Annotated in this window: 18 protein-coding genes; 15 read left to right on the top strand and 3 right to left on the bottom strand. The window is 72.1% G+C overall.

Annotated elements, in window-relative coordinates:
* Positions 1-90: 90 nt before the first annotated feature.
* Positions 91-1,623 carry a cell wall anchor protein gene (locus tag ID554_RS05165; RefSeq protein WP_117226749.1) on the bottom strand — a complete coding sequence of 511 codons (1,533 nt, stop codon included), beginning with the start codon at positions 1,621-1,623 and terminating at the stop codon, positions 91-93.
* Positions 1,624-1,959: 336 nt separating this feature from the next.
* On the opposite strand from ID554_RS05165, the gene rsmD reads away from it, so the two are divergent.
* The 8 genes from rsmD to mutM all read left to right on the top strand — a co-directional run bounded on the left by rsmD (position 1,960) and on the right by mutM (position 7,396).
* Positions 1,960-2,523, top strand: a complete 564-nt coding sequence (rsmD, locus tag ID554_RS05160) for a 16S rRNA (guanine(966)-N(2))-methyltransferase RsmD (protein ID WP_117226748.1) — start codon at positions 1,960-1,962, stop codon at positions 2,521-2,523.
* Positions 2,520-3,002: a pantetheine-phosphate adenylyltransferase gene (gene coaD / locus ID554_RS05155; protein WP_117226747.1), complete on the top strand. Its 483-nt coding sequence runs from the start codon at positions 2,520-2,522 to the stop codon at positions 3,000-3,002. The genes rsmD and coaD overlap by 4 nt, the downstream gene beginning before the upstream one ends.
* A gap of 192 nt (positions 3,003-3,194) precedes the next feature.
* Positions 3,195-3,692 (top strand): SPFH domain-containing protein, encoded by a 498-nt coding sequence (locus ID554_RS05150; protein WP_117226746.1) that lies wholly within the window; start codon positions 3,195-3,197, stop codon positions 3,690-3,692.
* Between the two features lie 207 nt (positions 3,693-3,899).
* Entirely contained in the window at positions 3,900-4,463 is a 564-nt protein-coding gene (locus ID554_RS05145) for a YceD family protein (protein ID WP_117226745.1), read from the top strand.
* A gap of 5 nt (positions 4,464-4,468) precedes the next feature.
* Positions 4,469-4,642 carry a 50S ribosomal protein L32 gene (gene rpmF / locus ID554_RS05140; RefSeq protein WP_117226744.1) on the top strand — a complete coding sequence of 58 codons (174 nt, stop codon included), beginning with the start codon at positions 4,469-4,471 and terminating at the stop codon, positions 4,640-4,642.
* 57 nt (positions 4,643-4,699) lie between these two features.
* Positions 4,700-5,725, top strand: a complete 1,026-nt coding sequence (locus ID554_RS05135; RefSeq protein WP_223884441.1) for a phosphate acyltransferase PlsX — start codon at positions 4,700-4,702, stop codon at positions 5,723-5,725.
* Positions 5,722-6,546, top strand: coding sequence for a ribonuclease III (rnc, locus tag ID554_RS05130; RefSeq protein ID WP_117226742.1), 825 nt, complete (start codon positions 5,722-5,724; stop codon positions 6,544-6,546). Before ID554_RS05135 ends, rnc begins: the two co-directional genes overlap by 4 nt.
* Entirely contained in the window at positions 6,539-7,396 is an 858-nt protein-coding gene (gene mutM, locus ID554_RS05125; protein WP_117226741.1) for a bifunctional DNA-formamidopyrimidine glycosylase/DNA-(apurinic or apyrimidinic site) lyase, read from the top strand. The genes rnc and mutM overlap by 8 nt, the downstream gene beginning before the upstream one ends.
* A gap of 240 nt (positions 7,397-7,636) precedes the next feature.
* On the opposite strand, the gene ID554_RS05120 is transcribed toward mutM, so the two are convergent.
* The gene (locus tag ID554_RS05120; protein ID WP_223884440.1) at positions 7,637-9,109 is read right to left on the bottom strand and encodes a CAP domain-containing protein; all 1,473 of its coding nucleotides are present in this window, start codon (positions 9,107-9,109) and stop codon (positions 7,637-7,639) included.
* Positions 9,110-9,428: 319 nt separating this feature from the next.
* Here ID554_RS05120 and ID554_RS05115 point away from each other — a divergent pair, with 319 nt between their 5' ends.
* The 3 genes from ID554_RS05115 to ID554_RS05105 all read left to right on the top strand — a co-directional run bounded on the left by ID554_RS05115 (position 9,429) and on the right by ID554_RS05105 (position 14,061).
* A complete protein-coding gene (locus ID554_RS05115; protein WP_117226739.1) occupies positions 9,429-9,623 on the top strand; it encodes a hypothetical protein in 195 nt (64 codons plus the stop codon).
* Between the two features lie 203 nt (positions 9,624-9,826).
* Positions 9,827-13,441, top strand: a complete 3,615-nt coding sequence (gene smc, locus ID554_RS05110; protein ID WP_117226738.1) for a chromosome segregation protein SMC — start codon at positions 9,827-9,829, stop codon at positions 13,439-13,441.
* Positions 13,441-14,061, top strand: a complete 621-nt coding sequence (locus ID554_RS05105) for an HAD family hydrolase (RefSeq protein WP_117226737.1) — start codon at positions 13,441-13,443, stop codon at positions 14,059-14,061. The genes smc and ID554_RS05105 overlap by 1 nt, the downstream gene beginning before the upstream one ends.
* Before the next feature lie 117 nt (positions 14,062-14,178).
* Here ID554_RS05105 and ID554_RS05100 read toward each other — a convergent pair whose 3' ends face one another.
* The gene (locus ID554_RS05100; RefSeq protein ID WP_117226736.1) at positions 14,179-15,885 is read right to left on the bottom strand and encodes an alkaline phosphatase D family protein; all 1,707 of its coding nucleotides are present in this window, start codon (positions 15,883-15,885) and stop codon (positions 14,179-14,181) included.
* Between the two features lie 150 nt (positions 15,886-16,035).
* On the opposite strand from ID554_RS05100, the gene ftsY reads away from it, so the two are divergent.
* From ftsY to ID554_RS05080, 4 genes are all read left to right on the top strand, one after another.
* Positions 16,036-17,223 carry a signal recognition particle-docking protein FtsY gene (gene ftsY / locus ID554_RS05095; protein ID WP_117226735.1) on the top strand — a complete coding sequence of 396 codons (1,188 nt, stop codon included), beginning with the start codon at positions 16,036-16,038 and terminating at the stop codon, positions 17,221-17,223.
* Positions 17,224-17,229: 6 nt separating this feature from the next.
* Positions 17,230-18,093, top strand: coding sequence for a phosphotransferase (locus tag ID554_RS05090; RefSeq protein WP_191088720.1), 864 nt, complete (start codon positions 17,230-17,232; stop codon positions 18,091-18,093).
* 281 nt (positions 18,094-18,374) lie between these two features.
* Positions 18,375-19,643, top strand: a complete 1,269-nt coding sequence (locus ID554_RS05085) for an ammonium transporter (RefSeq protein WP_233527391.1) — start codon at positions 18,375-18,377, stop codon at positions 19,641-19,643.
* A gap of 25 nt (positions 19,644-19,668) precedes the next feature.
* Positions 19,669-20,007: a P-II family nitrogen regulator gene (locus tag ID554_RS05080; protein ID WP_176092961.1), complete on the top strand. Its 339-nt coding sequence runs from the start codon at positions 19,669-19,671 to the stop codon at positions 20,005-20,007.
* Positions 20,008-20,032 lie beyond the last annotated feature (25 nt).

Genomic DNA, 20,032 nt, shown 5'->3' with positions numbered 1-20,032 from the left:
AGGGCGCGCCGACCGGGTGGTCGACGCGCCCTCGGACTCAGGCTTCGCCGGGGTCCCGCCTCAGTCGCGGGAGGGACCCCTCAGCTCGGCTCAGGCGGTGAAGTGGATCCGACGCCGCCGGGCCATGACGAACAGCACCGCGCCGACCGCCAGCAGGGCGAGCGCGCCCGCGGCGATCCCGCCGGCCGCCGCGCCGGTCACCGGCAGGCCCGGGGGCTCCTCGCCACCGCCGCCACCGCCGCAGCCCTCGGGCGCGTAGACGACCTCGAGCTCCAGGTCCAGCTCCGGCAGGGCGACCAGAGCCACCTCGTCGTCACCGGCCTTGAAGGTGACCTTCTCCGACTTGCCCGGCTCGACGGTCCGGGTCTCGGTCTTGTCGCCGTAGGTGAACTCCACCTTGACCGGCAGGCCACCCTCCGGGTTCGACGCGGTCAGCGCGAAGGTCTCGCAGGTCGCGTCGGCGGTGATGGTGGGCAGCGGGCAGTCCTCGGGACGCTGCCACGTGTACGTGCCGCCCTCGATGACCTTGCCGTCGACCAGCACCTCGATCTCACCGGCGTTCTCGGCGGGCACCACGGTCTCGTTGTCGGCCTTGCCCGGCTCGACGGTGACCTTCTTGGACCAGCCGTTCGCGCCGCGCACCTCGAACTCGACCGCGTACTTGGAGATCGAACCGTCGTTGCTCAGCGAGACGGTCACCGTGCCGTCGCAGGCGGAGGCGAAGGTGGACGTCGGGGTGGTGCAGTTCTTGCTGCCGCCGTTGTACCAGCCCTGCGGGCCGGACGAGCGGTTGCCGGGCGCGCCCTTCTCGCCGAGCTTCTTGTCGCCGTACCGCTTGCCGTTCTCGACCAGCGGGTCGATGACCTCGTCCACGCCGCCCCAGATCAGGTCGACCTGGGTGTGGCACTCCGGAACACCGACGTTCAGCTCGATCTTCGTCTGGGCGCCGCCGAGGTAGTCGCTGGCCGGCGTGCCGTAGACGTACTGCGGGGTGGCGAACTGCGGGCGCGGCGCGAAGTACGACACCAGCGTGAAGTACTGCTTCGCGTCACCGCAGAGCGGCAGGTCGCCCTTCAGCTCGACGGTCGCGGTGCCCTTCGGGCCGTCGAACGTGTGGCTGTACTTGGCGTCGCTGGCGTCGACGCACTTCGGCGCCGGCGCGCACGTGCCGTCGGCGGTGAGGTCGATGGTGCCCGTGTCCTCCGACGTCGGGACCCGCATCCTTCGGTCGTCCGACCCCCGGCGTTCCTTGTCGTACCAGGCGGCGGCCACCTTGAGTTCCGCACGCTCGGTGTCGCCGGGCACGCGCTGCACAGCCTCGATGGTGCTGTTCTGGGGAATCACGAAGCCCTGCAGCGGGACGCTCTCGGTACCCTCGACCGCCACCGTCACCGGGGTGTTCGGGTTCGCCTTGACGCCCTTGACGGTGGCGGTCCGGTATCGGTTCTCCACCTTCCAGGTGATCACCCGCTCGCCACTGAGCTGGTCGCAGGCGACGGTGGCGGAGATGTTGTTGTGGTGGGCGCTGGCCGGGGTGGCCACCGCCACTGCTCCGGTCATGCCGATGAGGGCGGCTGCCAGGACAGCCAGCGGTCGCCGAAGCGACAGCTTGGGTCGGATCACGCGTACTCCCGGGGTGAAGAAGCGTCGGGTCGGCACGGGTGGGACGGACGGCGCCGGCGGAGCGTGCCGCGCCGGAAGGGGTGCCACCCGTGTCGATGGCCGGCGGCGATGCGGCCGGCACCGGGGCAGACCATAGCGAGATCGTGCGGAACGGGACAGTCCTCAGCGCGAGCTAAGAATGATGTTATAAATGCGAGATAATTGATGTACGCTGGGTGATCGGTCGAGGGCTCTTAGCGTCCGGTTCGGACGGTCGGCCCGGTCGGTCCGCCGCGTACTCGTCGCGACGGTCACCGTGCCCTCGCGTAGCGTCGGGGGCATGAGCAGGAGCGAAGGGTGACCCGGATCGTGGCCGGGAGCCTCGGTGGCCGGCGGATCGCCGCGCCGCCGGGTGCCGGCACCCGACCCACCTCGGACCGGGTCCGCGAGGCGTTGTTCAGCGCGGTGCAGGCGGAGGCGGACCTGGACGGGGCGCGCTTCGCCGACCTGTTCGCGGGCTCCGGCGCCGTCGGCCTGGAGGCGCTGTCCCGGGGGGCCGCGCACGTGTTGCTGGTCGAGTCCGACGCGCGTGCCGCGCGGGTGATCCGGGAGAACATCGCGGTGCTGCGGGCGGCCCCCGTCGCGCGGCTGGTCACCGGCAAGGTCGCCACGGTACTGGCCGGCGGTCCGGAGGGCGACCCGTACGACGTGGTCTTCGCCGACCCGCCGTACGCGCTGCCGGACGACGGCGTCACGGCGATGCTGGCCGGGTTGGTCGGCGGCGGCTGGCTCGCGCCGGACGCCCTGCTGGTGGTCGAGCGTTCCAGTCGTGGCGACCCGGTCGAGTGGGTGGAAGGCGTCACTGGCCTGCGCAGTCGCCGGTACGGCGAGACCACCCTTTGGTACGGTCGCCGATCATGAGACGTGCGGTGTGTCCCGGCTCGTTCGACCCGGTCACCAACGGTCACCTCGACATCATCGGTCGGGCCAGCCGACTGTTCGACGAGGTGATCGTCGGTGTGCTCATCAACCAGTCGAAAACGGGCGTGTTCACCGTCGAGGAGCGGATAGGCATGCTCCGCGAAGTGACCGCCTCCTACGACAACGTCCGGGTGGAGTCGTTTCGCGGGCTGCTGGTGGACTTCTGCCGGGCCCAGCAGGCGACTGTGTTGATCAAGGGCATCCGGGCGGTCAGCGACTTCGACTACGAACTGCAGATGGCCCAGATGAACATCGGTCTCGCCGGGGTCGAGACGTTGTTCATGCCGACCAACCCGCTCTACTCCTTCCTCTCGTCCAGCCTGGTCAAGGACGTGGCCAAGTGGGGCGGTGACGTCAGCCCGCACGTTCCCGACCTGGTCCGCGAGGCGCTCAGGGCCCGCCTGACCTCACCGTCCTGACGCGGCCCCGGCCGCCCGTCGGCGTCCGGCCGTGCCCGTGCCACGGGTGCCCCGAGGGCCGGAGCGCGACGCGCCGGAGACCGGGGTGGGGTGTCGTGAAGGTGCCGGGACGACATCATTGGGTGAAGCGGGAACTTGGCCGCAGCCCGCATGATGTAGGTCGGCCCGACGAACGACAGGAGTGAGGTACCGGTGGACCCGCTCGACCGCATCGACGAAATGATCGCCATGGTGGAGCAGGCGCGCTCCGTCCCCATGTCGCGCAACAACTGCATGGTCGATCGGGGCGAGATGATCGCGGCCCTCGACGAGTTGCGTGCCGAACTGCCCGCTGACCTGCGCCGCGCCGCCGTCCTGCTGGAGGAGCGGGACAAGATCATGGAGGCGGGCAAGCGGGAGGCGGACCGGATCATCAGCGAGGGTGAGGCGGAACACGCCCGCCTGGTCTCGGTGAACGAGATCACGGTCTCCGCCGAGCACGAGGGCGCCCGGATCATCGCCGAGGCGCGTGCCGAGGCGCAGCGCCTGCGTGAGGAGGTCGACGACTACGTCGACACCGCCCTGGCCAACTTCGAGCAGTTCCTCACCCGGGCGCTGGCCTCCATCGAACGCGGTCGGGACAAGATGCACGCGCTGCGCGAGATCGGCACCTTCGCGGGTGACGAGGCGGAGCGCCCACTGCCCTTCTGACCCACGGTCGGTACCCGCCGGTGCGGGCGTACCGCCGCCGAGCATGCCGCCGACGCGGCCCGGCGACCGGCGGCCGCCCGTCCCGGCCGGTGCCCGCCGCAGGCATCCCCGCCGACGCCGGGGCAGCCCAGGCCGGCCCCGGTTCGACGGTGGGCCGCCGGTGCAGGTAACCTCGTTTGTCGGCCTCTCACCGGCCGGAGTCTGACTATGCCCAAGAATTCACCCACTTCACTCGACCCCAGGTCGCCGCTGGTCCTCGACACGAGGGAGCTACCGCGCCGGCCTGGTGTCTTGCGTGCCGTCACACGGGTGGTCCCGGCACCGGCGGACCTCGGCGTGGAGTTGATCGGCGTGCCGGAGGGCGCGGACCTCGACCTCGATCTGCGGATGGAGTCGGTGTCCGAGGGGGTGCTCGTCTCGGGGACCGTCAGCGGTCCGGTCCGGGGCGAGTGCGGGCGTTGCCTACGCGAGATCAACGACTCGGTGTCGGTGACGATCCAGGAGCTGTATGCGTACGAGAACAGCACCACGGACGTCACCACCGAGGATGACGAGGTCGGCCGGATGCAGGGAGACCTGATCGACCTGGAACCGGCGGTGCGGGACGCGGTGGTGCTCGCGCTGCCGACCAACCCGCTCTGCCGCCAGGACTGCCCGGGCCTGTGCCTCGACTGTGGGGTGCACCTGGTCGATCTGCCGGCCGATCACAGCCACCAGCAGATCGACCCGCGTTGGGCGGGCCTGTCGCAACTGACCCGTACAGAGGAGTAAGAACCGTGGCCGTCCCGAAGCGCAAGATGTCGCGCAGCAACACCCGGTCCCGCCGGGCGAACTGGAAGGCCGCGGCGGTCGCGACCGTGGCCTGCCCGCAGTGCAAGTCCGCGAAGCTGCCGCACGCCGCCTGTGCCGTCTGCGGCACCTACAACGGCCGCCAGGTCCTCGAGGTCTGACCTGGACGCCGAGTGACGTCTCCGACCACAGGTCGGGCGACGCGCACACCCCGGCGATTGCCCGGTACTCCCGCCGACGCCGGCCGGCTCTCACCGGCCGGCGTCGCGACGGAGCCGGGCACCGCACGGATCGCCGTTGACCTCCTCGGCGGGGACGACGCTCCCGCCGTCGTGGTGGACGGCGCTCTGCGGGCGGTGCGCGCCGACCCTCACCTGCATCTGCTGCTCGTCGGCCCGACCGAGGTGGCCGGCGCGCTGATCCACGCCCTCGACCCGGCCGAACGCGCCCGGGTCACCGTCCGGCCCGCGCGTACCGCCGTCGACATGGCCGACGAACTCGTCACCGCACGCGCCGACTCGACCGTCCGTGCGGCCGTCGCGGCCGTGCACTCCGGCCAGGCCGACGCGCTGGTCTCCGCCGGGTCCACCGGCGCGACCGTCGCCGCCGCCGCCCTCGGCCTGGGTCGCTGGCCCGAGGTCCGGCGTCCGGCGCTCGCCGCCGTCCTGCCCGCCGTCTCCGGACCGGTGGTGCTGCTCGATGTCGGCGGTTCGTTGGAACCCAGCCCGGCGACCCTGGCCCGGCACGCCGTGCTCGGCGCCGCGTACGCCAGCGCCGCCCACGGTGTCGTCGCACCCCGGGTCGGCCTGCTCTCGGTGGGCACCGAGCCCGGCAAGGGCGATCGGGCCCGCCGCCTCACCGATCCCGTGCTCAGTACCGTGACCCTGCCCGCCGGCGCCCGCTACGTGGGCCTGGTCGAGGGGTACAACGTCTGCGTCGGCACGCGTGCCGATGTGGTGGTCACCGACGGGTTCACCGGTAACGTGCTGCTCAAGGCCGTCGAGGGCGCGTACGCGATGGCCGGCGGACCGCCGCCCGGTGGGGGTGCGCCCCGGGCCGCCGCCCTGCTCGGGGTGGGCGGGACGGTGGTCGTCTGTCACGGTGCCGCCCGCCCCGACGACATCTCCTCCGGCATCGCCCTGGCCGCCCACCTCTGGCGACGCGACGCCACCGACCGGGTCGCCGCGCTGCTTGCCGGCCACCGCACCGACCGCACCACCGACACCGAGGTACGCACATCATGAGCAACGACAAGCGGCGGAGGCCCTCCGTCGGCCATCTGGAAGCCGCCTTCGGCGTGAGGCTGGACCCGGAACTGCTGGAGCGCGCACTCACCCACCGCTCGTACGCGTACGAGAACGGTGGTCTGCCCACCAACGAGCGGTTGGAGTTCCTCGGCGACTCGGTGCTCGGCGTGGTGATCACCACCGCGCTCTTCCACAACCATCCGGACCTGCCCGAGGGGCAGTTGGCCAAGCTGCGGGCCAGCGTGGTGAACATGCGCGCCCTCGCCGAGGTGGCCCGTGGTCTGGGCCCGGACGGCCTCGGCCTGTACCTGCTGCTGGGTAAGGGCGAGGAGACCACCGGAGGCCGGGACAAGGCGAGCATCCTCGCCGACACCCTGGAGGCACTGCTCGGTGCGATCTACCTTCAGTACGGGCTGGACACCGCCGCGATCGTGATCCACCGGCTGTTCGACCCGCTGATGGCCGAGTCGGCCGGCCGGGGCGCCGCGCTGGACTGGAAGACCAGCCTCCAGGAGCTGACCGCCGCGCTCGGGCTCGGAGTGCCGGAGTACCGGATCGAGGGCACCGGCCCGGACCATCTCAAGACCTTCACCGCCTGGGTGGTGGTCGCCGGGAACCGGTACGGCGGTGCCGACGGGCGCAGCAAGAAGGAAGCCGAGCAGCGGGCGGCCGAGTCCGCCTGGCGGATGTTGACCGCAGACGCCGAGGCGGAGTCGAGCCAGGCCGAGGCGACCACCGACACGACCGGTGAGCGGGACGCGGTGACCGTCGACGGGCGGGCCACGAGCGTCGGCGAGGTCCAGGCGAACCGTGCCTGAGCTGCCCGAGGTGGAGACCGTCCGGCAGGGCCTGGCCCGCTGGGTCACCGGCCGCCGGATCGACGTGGTCGAGGTGCGGCACCCCCGGGCGGTACGCCGGCACCAGCCGGGCGGCGTCCACTTCGCCGACGTCCTGGCCGGCCGGACCGTGCTCGACGTACGGCGGCGGGGCAAGTACCTGTGGCTGCCGCTGGACAGCGGCGACGCCGTGATCGGGCACCTGGGGATGTCCGGACAGTTGCTGCTGCAACCGGCGGGCACCCCCGACGAGGCACACCTGCGGGTGCGGTTCCGGTTCACCGACGACGGACCCGAGCTGCGCTTCGTCGACCAGCGGACGTTCGGCGGCCTGTCGGTCAGCGAGGGCGGTGCCGGGCTACCCGCCGAGATCGCGCACATCGCCCGGGACCCGATGGACCCCGAGTTCTCCGACGACGAGTTCGTGGCCGCGCTGCGGCGGCGGCGTACCGAGGTCAAACGCGCGTTGCTGGACCAGACGCTGATCTCCGGCGTGGGCAACATCTATGCCGACGAGGCGCTGTGGCGCTCGGGCCTGCACGGGGTCCGGCCCACCGACGCGTTGACCGGCCCGGCCGCCCGACGGCTACTCGGTCACGTCCGGGACGTGCTCGCCGAGGCGATCACCGCGGGCGGCACCAGCTTCGACGCGCTCTACGTCAACGTCGACGGCGAGAGCGGCTACTTCGACCGGTCGTTGAACGCGTACGGCCGGGAGGGGCAGCCCTGTCACCGCTGCGGTGCGCCGATCCGTCGGGAGGCGTTCATGAACCGCTCCTCGTACAGCTGCCCGCGCTGCCAACCGCGTCCGCGGGGCTCGCTGCGGGGCTGATCACGAGTCGACGCGGCCCGGTCGGTGCGCGGGCCCCGGTTCACGGCGCGGGGCAGGGTGCCAGCGCGGCGACCTGGGGCAGGGCACCGAGCAGGCCGGGGGACAGGTCGAGGCTACGGGCCAGCACCGGACGCAGCACGTCCCACCGGCGTACGTCCAACCAGGTGCGTACCTCACCCGGTCAAACGAGGACAGACCCGATCAGGACTCGCAGTCCGGCCCGGGACCGGCGGCGCGGTGTCAGCGCGGGGTGGCGAAGACCTGCGTCCAGTACGGCCCGTTGCTGCTGGCCACCCCGACGCCGATCTCGGTGAAGGCGCAGTTGAGGATGTTCGCCCGGTGACCCTCGCTGTTCATCCAGGCGTTCATCACCGCGGCCGGGGTGCGCTGGTTCCACGCCACGTTCTCGCCGTAGGTACGCCAGGTGTAGCCGACCCGGTCGATCCGGTCCCCGGGGTTGCTGCCGTCGCTGCCGGTGTGCGACATGTTCCGGGTGTCGGCCTGGTCCTGGCTGTGCCGCTGGGCGGCGGTCATCAGCTTGTCGTCGATGCTGAGCGCGCCGCAACCCTCCTTGGCCCGCTCGGCGTTGACCAGCCGTACGACCTCCGCCGCCTCCGAGGTGCTGCCCGTGGAGGGGGTGGCGCTGGGCGTGCTGGCGCGGTTCGGGCTGCCCTGACGGTCGACGTTCTGCCGCGAGGGTGCGGTGCTGCGCGACGCCGCCGGGGTGGGGCTGCTGGTCCGGCTCGGCGACGGCGACGGTGACGCGCTGCTCGGCGAGACGCTCGGGCTCGGGCTCGGACTCGGGGAGTCGGTCGGGTCCAGCGGCAGGTCCAGCGGATCGTCCGGCAGGGCCGGCGCGGTGGCGGCGGGAATGTCGGCGGCGGTGGTGCCGGTCGGCTTGTCGTCGCCGGGCAACGCGAGCGCCGCGACGCCGATGCTCACCACGAGGGTGGCTGCCGCGGCGGCACCGCCCATCACCAGCGGGCGTCGCAACCGGCGCCGTGCCCCGCGATCGCCGGTGCCGGCCGGCTCGTCCGGCTGGTCGGCCTCGCCCCGCCGGTCCTCCGGCATGCCGTACCGGCCGTGGTCGCCGGTGCCGGCGTACGGGCCAGGGCCGCCGGTGCCGGCGTACGGGCCAGGGCCGGCGGCGACGCCGTACCGGCCCTCGACGGTCGTGTCGTACCGGTCGTGGCGGCCCTGGTCCCCGCCGACCGGGTAGCCCGACGCGGGCCCGGCCGGCGCGTCGTACCGCCGGGTGTCCCAGCCGGCACCGCGGTGGTCGCTCTCCGGCGCGGCGTGTCGGGCCGGGCGGTCGGAAGGTGCGGCCCACCCGGCGACGGGAGCACCCGGCCCGCCGGGACCGTCCTGCGTCCAGCCACGGTCGGTCGGCTCGTAGTACCCGCTCTCCGGCTCGATGGCGTGGTGGTGCTGGCCGGCCCGCCAGGCGGTGTCCTCCTGCCGGGCGGTGTGCGTCGCATCCGGCTGCCACTGCTCGGTCGGCTGATCGTCGTACCACCGGTCGGTCGAACCATCCGGTTCGTCACCGAACAGGTAGGCCGACCTCGGTGCGGGACGCTCGGTCAACCACGCCGGGTCCTCGGTCGGGGGTTCCGGTCGCCGAGGGCTGGCCTCCGGGTCGAGCGGGTCGTTCCAGCCGTGCACGCCTGTCGCCTCCACGGGTCGGTTACGGGCCCAGGTGACGCTACGTGTCACCCTTGGCAGCAGCAATCCGGCTAAGGAAGAGTTAAGAGGACCCTGTACATCCGGGTGAGGTAATCCAGCGAACCGGCGCGTAGAGTCGGGGCGTCCGGACAGAGCGTGTCCGCGCCTCGTGGCAGCCGCCGGTGACCGGTCGGGCCGACGTCGAGATGATCTACGGCCTGCGAGAACTTGACGAATCAGGGGCTCCCGGCTCAATATGTATGTGTCGCCAGTCGCGCCCGGCCATGCCCAGAATCCGTGGGAGTGGTAGTCGCGTACACCAGGGCGCGCGTTGGCCGGCCTCTCCGGCAGCGCATATCAAGGAGTCAAAATGGCGAAGGCCCTCTATGGCCACGTAGGTGCGGCGCCCGACCGGCGTCTGCTCGACGAGGTCACCCGACTGCGTTCCAGGGTTCAGTCACTGGAGTTCGAGGTCACCCGTCTGCGTGCCGAGAACGATCGGCTCGCGGCGGCCGCGGCGGAGACGGACGATCTGCTCCGTCTGGCCGAGCCGGCACTGACCTGACCCACCTGGTCGCCACAACCGAATAGCACCACCGCACAGCAGCGCGCCGACACGATGTGTGCCGGCGCGCATTCCTGCCCGGCCCCGGACGCCGGCAGGCGGGTCGCGTGGGGTGAGCCACCCGGTGCCGGGTTACTCTGCGGGTTTACCAGGGTCCGCGCAGCCGGGCGACGGTACGGCGGCCACCGGACGAGGATCGGGACGTGCATCTCAAGAGCCTGACGGTGAAGGGCTTCAAATCCTTCGCCTCCGCGACGACGCTCAAGCTGGAGCCGGGGATCACCTGCGTGGTGGGCCCCAACGGCTCCGGCAAGTCCAACGTCGTCGACGCCATCGCATGGGTGCTCGGTGAACAGGGCGCGAAGGCCCTGCGGGGCGGCAAGATGGAGGACGTCATCTTCGCCGGCACCGCCGGTCGGGCCCCGCTCGGCCGGGCCGAGGTGACGCTGACCATCGACAACACCGACGGCGCCCTGCCGATCGAGTACACCGAGGTCTCCATCACCCGCCGGATGTTCCGCTCCGGCGAGAGCGAGTACGAGATCAACGGGGACTCCTGCCGGCTGCTCGACATCCAGGAACTGCTCTCCGACTCCGGCATCGGCCGGGAGATGCACATCATCGTCGGCCAGGGCCGGCTCGACGGCATGCTGCACGCCAAGCCCGAGGACCGGCGGGCGTTCATCGAGGAGGCGGCCGGCGTCCTCAAGCACCGCAAGCGCAAGGAAAAGGCGCTGCGCAAGCTCGACGCGATGCAGACCAACCTGAACCGGCTCACCGACCTCACCGCCGAACTGCGCCGCCAACTCAAGCCGCTCGGCCGGCAGGCCGAGGTGGCCCGCCGGGCCGCCGTGATCCAGGCCAACCTGCGGGACGCGCGGCTGCGGCTGCTCGCCGACGACCTGGCCACCCTGCGTACCACGTTGGACAAGGAGATCGCCGACGAGACGGCGCTGCGCCAGCGACGGGAGCAGGTGGAGGCCGAGCACGCCGAGGTGCAGTTCCGCCTCGGCGAGTTGGAGGAGGCGCTGGCCTCCGACGCGCCGCTGCTGGCCGCCGCCCAGGACACCTGGTACAAGCTCGCTGCCCTCCAGGAACGGTTTCGCTCGATCGAGCAACTCGCGCTGGAACGGCTGCGGCACCTCAGCGCGACCCCCGACGACGAGCGTCCCGGCCGTGACCCGGAGCAGTTGGAGGCCGAGGCCGAGCGGGTCCGCGAGCAGGAGGAGGACCTGCGCGCGGCGCTCACCGAGGACCAGATCCGGCTCGCCGAGGCGGTCGAGCACCGCCAGGAGCTGGAACGCCAGCTCGCCGCGGCGGAGCGGGAACTGGTCGCCGCGGCGAAGGCGATCGCCGACCGGCGGGAGGGGCTGGCCCGGCTCACCGGGCAGGTGAACTCCGCCCGTGCCCGGACCACCAGCGCCGGTGAGGAGATCGAACGACTCGCCGCCGCGCACACCGACGCGCTGGCCCGCGCCGAGCGGGCCCAGGCCGACCTGGACGCGGTCGCCGAGCAGTCCACCGAGGCGGACCGCGACAACGCCGACCTGGACACCCGGCACGCCGAGGCGGTCAGCGCCCAGGAGAAGGCGCAGGCGACCGTACGGTCGCTCTCCGACGCCGAGCGGGCGGCGGAGAAGGACGCTGCCACCTGGAAGGCGCGGGAGGAGGCGCTCGCCCTGGGCCTGCGCCGCAAGGATGGCGCCGGCGCGCTGCTGGCCCGCGCCGACCAGGTGCCCGGACTGCTGGGCAGCCTCGCCGGCCTGCTCACCGTCGCCCCCGGCCACGAGGCCGCGCTGGCCGCCGCGCTCGGCGGGCTCGCCGACGCGGTCGCGGTCAGCGGGGTGGACGAGGCCGTCGAGGCGATGCGACTGCTGAAGATCTCCGACGCCGGGCGGGCCGGCCTGCTCGTCGGCAGCCCGGCCGGGCCGGGGATGTCCGGTTCGGCCGACGCGCTGCGTCCCAAGCTGCCCGACCGCGCGCACTGGGCTCCGGACCTGGTGGACTGTGACGCGCAGATCCGACCGGCGGTGCACCGGACGTTGCGCGACGTGGTGCTGGTCGACGACCTCGCCGCCGCGACCGAGGTGGTCACGGTCAACCCCGAGCTGCGGGCGGTCACCCGGGAGGGAGACGTCGTCGGGGCGTACGCGGCGGCCGGCGGCTCGGCGAAGGCACCCAGCTACATCGAGGTGCAGGCGGCCGTCGAGGAGGCCCGGGCCAACCGGCTCACCGCCGAACGGGGCAGTGCCGACCTGCGCGACCGACTCGTGCAGGCGCGGGCCGAGGTGGCCGCCGCCAAGGAGGTGGTGCAGCACGCCGCCGCCGCCAAGCGGGAGGCGGAGAGTCACCGCAACGCCGCTGCCCGCCGGCTGGCCGAACTGGGGGCCGCCGCCCGGTCGGCGAAGGCGGAGACCGACCGGCTCGGCGAGTCCCGGTCGCGTGCCGAGGCGGCCCGGGAACGGGACCTGACCGCCCTGGCCGAGCTGGAGGAGCGGCTGCGGCTGGCCGAGGCGACCCCGATCGACGCCGAACCGTCCACCGAGGAACGTGACCAGCTCGCCGCGATGGTGCCGCAGGCCCGGCAGAACGAGATGGAGGTCCGGCTCGCGGTGCGTACCGCCGAGGAGCGGGTGGCGTCCATCGCCGGGCGAGCCGACTCGCTGCGCCGGCAGGCCGCCGCCGAACGGGCGGCGCGGGAACGGGCGGCGGCGCGGCGGGCCGCGCGTACCCGGGGCGCGGGCATCGCCCGGGCGGTGGCCGGCGGCGCCCGGGCGGCACTGACCCGGCTGACCACCAGCATCGCCCGGGCGGAGGAGCACCGCGACGCGGTGGCGCGGGAACGGGCCACCCGCGAGGCGGAGCTGCAGGAGGTGCGGGCCGCCGCGAAACGGCTCGGCGGTGAACTGGACCGGCTGACCAGCCAGGTGCACCGGGACGAGGTGGCGCGGGCCGAGCAGCGGCTGCGCATCGAGCAGTTGGAGGCCAAGGCGGCCGAGGACTTCGGCCTGACCGTGGAGACCCTGATCGCCGAGTACGGCCCGGGGCAGCCGGTACCGCCGACCGGGGCCGAGGTGGCCGCCGCCGAACGCGACGGCCTGCCGGTGCCCGAGCCGGTCCGGTACGAGCGGCCGGTGCAGGAGAAGCGGGCCGCCAAGGCGGAACGGGAACTGACCCTGCTCGGCAAGGTCAACCCGCTCGCGCTGGAGGAGTTCGCCGCGCTGGAGGAACGGTACAAGTTCCTCTCGGAGCAGCTTGAGGACCTCAAGGCGACCCGGCGTGACCTGCTCACCGTGGTCAAGGACGTGGACGACCGCATCCTGGAGGTCTTCGCCAGCGCGTTCGCCGACACCGCGCGGGAGTTCGAGCAGGTCTTCGAGGTGCTGTTCCCCGGTGGCGAGGGCCGGCTGATCCTCACCGAGCCGGACGACATGCTGACCACCGGTGTGGAGGTCGAGGCCCGCCCGCCCGGTAAGAAGATCAAGCGGCTCTCGCTGCTCTCCGGCGGCGAGCGGTCGCTGACCGCGGTGGCGATGCTGGTGGCGATCTTCCGCGCCCGGCCCAGCCCGTTCTACATCATGGACGAGGTCGAGGCGGCGCTGGACGACGTCAACCTGGGTCGGCTGATCACGCTGATGGCCCAGTTGCGGGAGAAGAGCCAGCTCATCGTTATCACACACCAGAAACGGACCATGGAGATCGCCGACGCGTTGTACGGCGTGACCATGCGCGGCGGGGTCACCCAGGTGATCAGTCAACGGCTCAACCGGGCCGACACCGACGACGAGCGGCACGGCCGCGGCGAGGAGAACGGGTAGTGGCTCGGGAACGCGCGACGGCGCTCCTGGTGGATTTCGACGGCGTACTGCGGCGCTTCGATCCGGCGGTGGCCGCCGGGGTGGAGCGCGAGTACGGCCTCTCCGAGGGGGTGCTCGGCGAGATCGCCATGCAGTGGGAGCAGCTGCAACCGGTGCTGACCGGCCGGGTCACGCACGCCGAGTGGGTGTCGAGCGTGGCCGGCGCGCTGGCCGACTCGGCGGGCGGCCCACAGCGGGCCCGGGCCGCCGTCGAGCAGTGGCAGCGCTACCGGGGTGAGGTCGACCCCGCGGTGCTCGACTTCGTCCGCGAGGTACGCGGCCGGGGTATCCGGGTCGGGCTGGGCACCAACGCCACCGATCTGCTCGACGCTGACCTGGAGACGCTGGGGTTGACCGGCGAGCTGGACGTGGTGGTCAACTCCTCGGTGGTCGGGGTGCACAAGCCGGCTCGGGAGTACTTCCAGGCCGCGTGCGAGGCCCTGGAGACCGCGCCGGGCCGGGTGCTCTTCGTCGGCGACGAGGACCGGGCCGTCAGCGGCGCCCGGGTGGCGGGCCTGTCGGCGCACCGCTGGAGCGGCCCGGGGGACCTGCGGTACCTGCGGGCGGCGTTGGCGGCCTGAGCGGGCCCGGTGGGCACGTGTCCGGTGACCGGTCGCCCGCCACGCACGTCGCCGCGCCGTGAAATGTTAGGAAGGGGCCCTTCCTATACCGCAGGCGTTAACAGGGGGCCCTTCCTTTCACGGGGTGAGCCGCTGTCGGGCGACCTCACGCAGGGCACCGTCGCTGGTGGTGCCCTCGATCACCACTTCCGACCCACGGCCGGCGTTGGTCAGCGTCGACACCGCGTTGCCGAAGTACGGCCCGGCCAGCTTGCGCCACTTGATGAAGGAACGGCGTACCCCGGCCGAGCGGGCCAGCGCCCGGGTCGCCGCAGCCGGTCCGCGGGCCCAGCCGAGTCGCATCAGCGGGCGCATCCCGGCCGGCACCTGGTTGTGGATCGGTGAGCAGGTCAGCTGGTGGACGGGCGTGTGTACGTCCGGGGCGGCGAAGCGGACCCGGGCCACGTACGAGTGGTGCACGTCGCCGGAGAGCACGCTGATCGACGCCGGTGGCGGGTAGGCCGGCCCGGCGCCCTTGCGGTCGTCGGGCCCGCCCGGTGTGCCACCGCCGAGGCGGGCGAACAGTTCGGCGAGACCCTCGAAGGAGCGCCGGAACGCACCCCAGTGCTCCAGGTCGAGCGCGCGGCGCAGCTTCTCGGCCAGGCCCGCGACCCACGGGCGGGTCGAGTCGGCAAGCTTCTCGTTCCACGCCTCGACGTGATGGATGCCGGGCGGCAGCAGCCACGGCAGCGAGGTGCCGACGACCAGGTGGTCGTAGCTGCCGTGGGCCTGGTCGACGAACCAGGACCACTCGGCGGCCGGCAGCATCGTCCGTCGGCCGGGCATGAGCACGCGGCTGCACCGGCTGTCCAGCATCACCAGGCGGGTCCGGCCCAGGTCGAGCGCGTAGCTCCACTGGTACTGCACGGCGTGCCAGCGTGCGGTGTCGTGCGCCAGGTCGGCCTCGGTGTCGACCCGCTTGCCGAACTCGCGCAGCACCTCGGTGGCGTCCTCGGCCGCGCGCACCTTGGCGAAGACCGGGTCGGCGGCGATCTCGTCCGGGGAGAGGTTGCCCAGGTGCTGGTAGACCCAGTACGAGGCCAGTCCGCTGGCGATCCGTTCGGCCCACCAGGGCTGCTCGCGTACGTCCGCCCGCCAGGACGCCGAGGTGTTCCAGTCGTCGATGATCTCGTGATCGTCGAAGATCATCACGCTCGGCACGGTGGAGAAGAGCCAGCGGATCTCCGGGTCGCTCCACGACTCCAGATAGAGCTTGGTGTACTCGTCGAAGCTGACCACCTGATCGTCGGGGGCGCCCTTGGGCCGCCGCCGACGCCGGCGCAGCAGTCGCTTGATGGTGGGCGAGGTCTCGTCGGCGTAGACCTGGTCGCCGAGGAGCATCACCAGATCGGGCAGGGCCGCCGGGTCGAGGTCGGCCAGCACCCGCCGGGTGTACGCGTCGAGCGCGTCCGGCGGGAGCTTACGGGTGGTGGCGTGCTGGGTGGTCTCCCGGCAGGATCCGAAGAGCAGCCGCACCGGCTGGTCCCGGTCGTCGGCGGCCCGGGTACGGATCACGCTGGGCGGGAAGCGGCTGTCGGGCGCAGGCCAGGCCAGCTCGTCGTCGATCAGCACCTCGTAGCTGGTGGCGCTGTCCGGGGTGAGCCCCTCCACGACCACCAGCGCGTAGTGGTGGGCGTACGCGGAGAAGGTGGCGGCCGTGCCGGTGGCGCCGCCGGCAGTGCGGACGGTGACCACCGCCGGTGCCGTGGTCTCGACCCACACGGTGGCCCGGGTGCCGACGACCCGCCGGAGGAGCGGACCGATGAGCAGTCGGGCGGTGGGCATGGCGAACCTCCGAGGTGAGGGGGACCTCTACTTACTACCCCGCCGGCGGCCGTGGCATGGCTGGCTGGGCGAGCCTACCGCCGTCCGGTGGAAGGCCCCGGAGGGAGCGGTGGATGAGACGCCGTCGCGGGCATCTGACAGGATTTCGGCATGATGGATTACCTCCTCGTCGCACTCGCCCTGCTCGGCGTGCTGATCCTCGCCGGCATCGGGCTGGTCGTGCCGCGGCTGCGCCGACGGCCGGAGCCGCCGCTGCCGCGTACGGAGGTCGACACCCGCGCCGAGGAGGACCTGGCCGGGCCGCCGGTGACCGCCCCGGGGTCCGATCTGTCCACCGGCGTCCTGGTCGAGCCGCCGGTCATCGAAGCGCCGGCCCCGACCGTCGAGGTGCCCGAGCCGACCGCCGGACGGCTGGTCCGGCTGCGCTCACGGCTGTCGCGCTCGCAGAACGCCTTCGGCAAGGGCCTGCTCGGCCTGCTCAGCCGCGACCGGCTGGACGAGGACGTCTGGGAGGAGATCGAGGACAGCCTGATCACCGCCGACGTGGGCGTCGAGGCCACCCGGGAGATCGTCGACCGGCTGCGGGAGCGGACCCGGGTGCTGGGCACCCGGTCGGTCGCCGAGCTGCGTACCCTGCTCGCCACCGAGTTGGTCAACGCGCTCGACCCGGCGCTGGACCGCTCCCTGCACACCACGCCGAAGGAGGGCGTGCCGGCGGTGCTGCTCGTCGTCGGCGTCAACGGCGCGGGCAAGACCACCACCTGCGGCAAGATCGCCCGGGTGCTCATCGCCGACGGGCGTACCGTGCTGCTCGGCGCGGCCGACACGTTCCGGGCCGCCGCCGCCGACCAGCTGGAGACCTGGGCCGGTCGGGTCGGCGCGGAGACCGTGCGCGGCCCGGAGGGGGCCGACCCGGCCAGCGTCGCCTTCGACGCGGTCCGGCGGGGCATCGACACCGGCGTGGACACCGTGCTCGTGGACACCGCCGGCCGCCTGCAGAACAAGATCGGCCTGATGGACGAGCTGGGCAAGGTCAAGCGGGTGGTGGAGAAGCACGGCCCGATCGACGAGACACTGCTGGTGCTCGACGCCACCACCGGCCAGAACGGCCTGGAGCAGGCCCGCGTCTTCACCGAGGTGGTCAACGTCACCGGCGTCGTGCTGACCAAGCTCGACGGCACCGCCAAGGGCGGCATCGTGATCGCGGTGCAGCGCAAGCTCGGCATCCCGGTCAAGCTGGTCGGGCTCGGCGAGGGCCCGGACGACCTGGCCCCGTTCGACCCCGCGCAGTTCGTCGACGCGTTGCTGGGTACCGAATCCTCCGGTCCGACCGCGTAACCTCGGGTGACCAGAGACGATCGCGCGTACGCGGGCTGGCGCGACCCGAGCCACCCGTCGCAGCGCCTCGGGAGACCGTACGTGACTTCGCAGGAGATCCCGCTGCACGGCGGGAACGTGAGCACCGTCGTACGGGTGGGCGACACGGTGCGGCGCAACGTCGGGCCGTGGACGCCGGCCGTGCACGCTCTGCTGCGTCACCTGGAGTACGTCGGGTTCACCGGCGCACCCCGCGCCCTCGGCATGGACGAGCGCAACCGCGAGGTGCTGTCGTACCTGGAGGGGGAGTGCGGAGAGTACCCGCTGGCTCCGCACTGGGTCACCGACGAGGCCCTGGTGACCGTCGCCACCATGCTGCGGATGTTCCACGACGCGCAGTACGGCTTCGCCCCGCCCCCGCAGGCGGTGTGGCGCTCGTTCGGCCCGCCCCCACCGGACACCGAGGTCATCTGCCACCACGACGCCGCGCCGCACAACGTGATCTGGCGTCCGGACGGCACCCTCGGGCTGATCGACTTCGATCTCGCCTCACCCGGCGCGCGGATCTACGACGTGGCGTACGCGGCCTGGACCTGGGTGCCGGTCTTCTCGGACCGGGACTCGATCATCCTCGGCTGGAAGCATCCGGACCGCCCACGCCGGCTGCGGTTGTTCGCCGACGCGTACGGGTTGATCCCGCGTGACCGGCACCGGTTGATCCGGACGATCCGCAAGCGGATCGTGGACCACGTGGAGGGCATCCGCCGGATGGCCGCCGCCGGGGAGCCGGCCTTCGTCCGGATCGTGCACAAGGGGCACCTACGCCGGCCGATGCGGGACCTGCGCCTGCTCGACTACGAACGGCATGCCCTCGAGTACGCCCTGCGCTGATCCATCGGTGGAACGGGATACGCCGGACGGCCGATCCACCCCCGCCGTGTCACCGAGGCGTGCGAGGTTCTTCACACGTCCGAAACAAGCCGTCACGGTTCGGAAACCAGCCGGGGACTCTGGGTGAAACAGCCGGCGATCAGGCTTCCGCGCAACCGGCGTACGGGCGATGCTGCGCGATGCCGGGAGGGAGGGAATTCAACCCGAGAGGAGGCAGCGTGCCGGAGCTAGATTCTGGTGCCACCGCCTGGATTTTGACTTCTGCCGCGCTGGTGTTGCTCATGACGCCCGGCCTGGCGCTGTTCTACGGCGGCATGACGCGATCCAAGTCCGTGCTCAACATGATGATGATGAGCTTCGGGGCGATCGGCCTGGTCAGCCTGTTGTGGGTGTTCTACGGCTACAGCATCGCATTCGGCGACACCGTCGGCGGGATCACCGGTGATCTCTCCGCCGCCGGTCTTCGTGGCATGTTGGAGAGCGGCACCGAGGGCGGGATTCCCGACCTTCTCTTCGCCGGGTTCCAGTTGATGTTCGCGGTGATCACCGTCGCCCTGATCAGCGGTGCGATTGCCGACCGGGCCAAGTTCGGCCCCTGGCTGCTCTTCGCCGGCCTGTGGGCCACCCTGGTCTACTTCCCCGTCGCGCACTGGGTGTGGGGCGGCGGCTGGATCTACGAGCTGGGGGTGCTCGACTTCGCCGGTGGCACCGCGGTGCACATCAACGCCGGTGCGGCGGCCCTGGCCCTGGCGCTGGTGCTCGGCAAGCGGATCGGCTGGCCCAAGGACAAGTTCAAGCCGCACAACCTGCCGATGGTGCTGCTCGGCGCGGGTCTGCTCTGGTTCGGCTGGTTCGGCTTCAACGCCGGCTCGGCGGGCGCCGCCGACGGCGCCGCTGCCGTCTCGCTGATCAACACCCAGGTCGCCACCGCCGCCGCGGTGCTCGGCTGGATCGTGGTGGAGTGGCTCCGCGACGGCAAGCCGACCACGCTCGGCGCGGCCTCCGGCGCGGTCGCCGGTCTGGTCGGCATCACCCCCGCCTGCGCGTTCCTGGAGCCGCTGGGCGCGATCGCCCTCGGCCTCATCGCCGGTGCGGTCTGCGCGCTCGCCGTGGGCCTGAAGTACAAGCTCAAGTACGACGACTCGCTCGACGTGGTGGCCGTGCACATGGTCGGCGGCATCATCGGCTCGCTGCTCATCGGCTTCCTGGCCGTCGAGGTGCTGGCCGGTGAGGGCAACGCCGGTCTGCTCTACGGCGGCGGCATCAAGCTGCTCGGCCTGCAGGCGCTGGGAGTGGTCGCGGTGCTGGCGTACTCGTTTGTGGTCGCCTACATCATCGGCTTCGCGATCGAGAAGACCATCGGCTTCCGGGTCAGCCCTGAGGCCGAGGTCGAGGGCATCGACACCGCCGAGCACGCGGAGAGCGCGTACGAGTTCAGCTCCACCAGTGGTGGTGGTGGCGGTGGCGCGTTCGCCGCCGCGGGTATCGCTCCGTCGGCCAAGCCGAAGAGTGAGCCCACCGAAGCGGTAAGCGAAAAGGTCGCCGGCTAACGTTCTCGGAATGGAGGGGTTGGACATGAAGCTGGTGACCGCGGTCATCAAGCCGCACCAGTTGGACGCCGTCAAGGAGGCCCTGCACACGCTGGGCGTGGCCGGACTGACCGTGAGCGAGGTCCAGGGCTACGGACGGCAGAAGGGCCACACCGAGGTCTACCGGGGCGCCGAGTACACGGTCGAGTTCCTGCCCAAGATCCGGGTCGAGGTGCTCACCGACGAGATCGACGTCGACAAGATCGTCGACGCGGTGGTCGGTGCCGCCCGGACGGGCAAGATCGGTGACGGCAAGGTCTGGGTGACCGGAGTCGAGGAGGTCGTCCGGGTCCGCACCGGTGAGCGCGGCCTGGACGCCCTGTAGGACACCGTTCGATGACCTCGTCGGC

The organism is Micromonospora craniellae (assembly GCF_014764405.1).
In the GTDB taxonomy this organism is placed as follows: domain Bacteria; phylum Actinomycetota; class Actinomycetes; order Mycobacteriales; family Micromonosporaceae; genus Micromonospora; species Micromonospora craniellae.
Note: the sequence above shows the minus strand (reverse complement) of the source record. Positions and strands in the feature narration are given on the sequence as shown.

Bases quoted from the DNA above. Each gene is read 5' to 3' on its own strand.
- coaD (WP_117226747.1), top strand. From the start codon at position 2,520: ATGAGACGTGCGGTGTGTCCCGGCTCGTTCGACCCGGTCACCAACGGT.
- ID554_RS05145 (WP_117226745.1), top strand. From the start codon at position 3,900: ATGCCCAAGAATTCACCCACTTCACTCGACCCCAGGTCGCCGCTGGTC.
- rnc (WP_117226742.1), top strand. From the start codon at position 5,722: ATGAGCAACGACAAGCGGCGGAGGCCCTCCGTCGGCCATCTGGAAGCC.
- ID554_RS05115 (WP_117226739.1), top strand. From the start codon at position 9,429: ATGGCGAAGGCCCTCTATGGCCACGTAGGTGCGGCGCCCGACCGGCGT.
- ID554_RS05100 (WP_117226736.1), bottom strand. From the start codon at position 15,885: ATGCCCACCGCCCGACTGCTCATCGGTCCGCTCCTCCGGCGGGTCGTC.
- ftsY (WP_117226735.1), top strand. From the start codon at position 16,036: ATGATGGATTACCTCCTCGTCGCACTCGCCCTGCTCGGCGTGCTGATC.
- ID554_RS05085 (WP_233527391.1), top strand. From the start codon at position 18,375: ATGACGCCCGGCCTGGCGCTGTTCTACGGCGGCATGACGCGATCCAAG.
- ID554_RS05080 (WP_176092961.1), top strand. From the start codon at position 19,669: ATGAAGCTGGTGACCGCGGTCATCAAGCCGCACCAGTTGGACGCCGTC.